Annotated in this window: 2 protein-coding genes; both read right to left on the reverse strand. The window is 42.6% G+C overall.

Annotated elements, in window-relative coordinates:
- Positions 1 to 69: 69 nt before the first annotated feature.
- Entirely contained in the window at positions 70 to 1,416 is a 1,347-nt protein-coding gene (locus tag F6K49_RS45900; RefSeq protein WP_293109004.1) for a transposase, read from the reverse strand.
- 149 nt (positions 1,417 to 1,565) lie between these two features.
- Positions 1,566 to 1,753 (reverse strand): single-stranded DNA-binding protein (locus F6K49_RS45905; protein ID WP_293109007.1); only part of this gene is annotated, 188 nt, incomplete at its 5' end.

Raw genomic sequence — 1,753 nt, forward strand, 5'->3', positions numbered from 1 at the left:
TTAGTTAGGAGGTTTGAGTATAAATCAAAACTAATGAAGCTCACCCCACCTGGACGAGGTGGGGGTGTCCTATGCTAATTTGGAGTTAGCCTTAACCCACAAATCACACAGACAAGCCCAGCTTCTGGGCGGTCGTCCAGATCTTTTGCTGGAACGACCCTCGTTGCTATTTCTACGAACGAGTTTAAGTACACCTCTAGCACCGATGTTGTAAGCGCCATTGAGATCTGCATTAAAACGCTTACCTGAGGGGAAGGTTGCTAGAGAGTAATTTCTTGAGTCACGTTTAACCGTGCCGGAACCATCATAGGCCAGTTTTGAAGTATAAGCCGCCACGACCTCTACAACCTTACCTCCCAATTCAGTCCATTTCATTTCTGTGAAATCACGAATTTTTGCTTTGAGCCAACCGTGGAATCTTTGCTTTAGGTTAGACCGCTTTCGCCCACCCTTAGCCTTCCATCCTTTAAGATTCTCAAACACGATTGCTTCAGAGTTGAATTGATCAGCAATCTCAACAATTCGCTTAGAAACTATGTGGCTGATTTGGTTGTTAATTCTTTGGCATTTTTTATAGGTCAAAGAGCAGAAACCTTTGTGGATATTTCCGCCTTTACCCATGGTTTTAGATGCTCGGACGGATACGGATTTCAGTCGTTTGTCCCTACGGTCTATGTCTCTTCCTGGATGAATAAATTCACTGTGGATTACAGTGCCGGTATGGGTTACGACTGCTATTGTCGCGGTAGTATTGATGCCTAAGTCTACCGCAGTAACGTTAGCTTCTGGCTTGCGCTTTTCTGGTTTGCAATTGAACGGAACAGACAAATGACAGTACCTATCATTGACTATCAACGAAGGAGACATCATTTTGTTAGTAGTACAAGCGTGGCGTTCTCTTAAGCTGGTAATCTGAACTTTAGTCCAAATCCAGTTTTTGCCATCAAAAACTTTTATTTCTACTTGATCAAAACCATGTAGCTTATAACACTGCCCTTTATACAAGGCCGGATAGCAACCAGTGTCAGCATTAAGCAATGGTGGTTTGCTATCTTTCCTTTTTCTATTGCCAGATTGCCATTCACTATATCGAGTAACATAGCTACTAACCTGTCCAGCTGCAAACGCGATCGCAGCCCGACGGTAATAACTCGGGAATTTGTAAAAAGCTTTATTGAATTGGGGGTATTTTATATTAGGTCGCTTGGCGGTTTGATGCATTAACTGCTCAACAGCAGGAGTTAATGCATCAGCTGTCAATCCACCAAGTTCAGACCAATGGGTATAGATAATGCCAACCAAGTACCTACAAGCCTGACGATAAACTTTGACCGTCTCCGAAAGCAATGCTTTTTGTCCGGAAGACGGATTAAGTTTCCACTTATCAGTTCTGATGACTTTGGTCGGCGTTTTCACTAGTCTATAATAATATTGTTAGTTAATATTATAGTCTACAAAAATGTATACAACAATATATTTATTGATGTTCTAGGTTTTTGATTATTGTTATTAGCGTGGACTAACCCCCACCTGAACGAGGTGGGGGAATGCGTCTCACGTCTTGTTCAAAATTCGGTGTTATCATAGCTGCTTACAGCGCTCGGATCAGTATCACGCTTAGATCCCAGTAAATCAAGGCGCTCTACTCGGATCACAGGTTGTGAGCGATCAGCTCCGGTGGTGCGATCGCTCCAAGTGTCAATTTTCAAAGACCCTTTTACACCAATTAAGCTACCTTTACGCACATAATTAG

It is taken from the genome of Moorena sp. SIO3I6 (assembly GCF_010672095.1).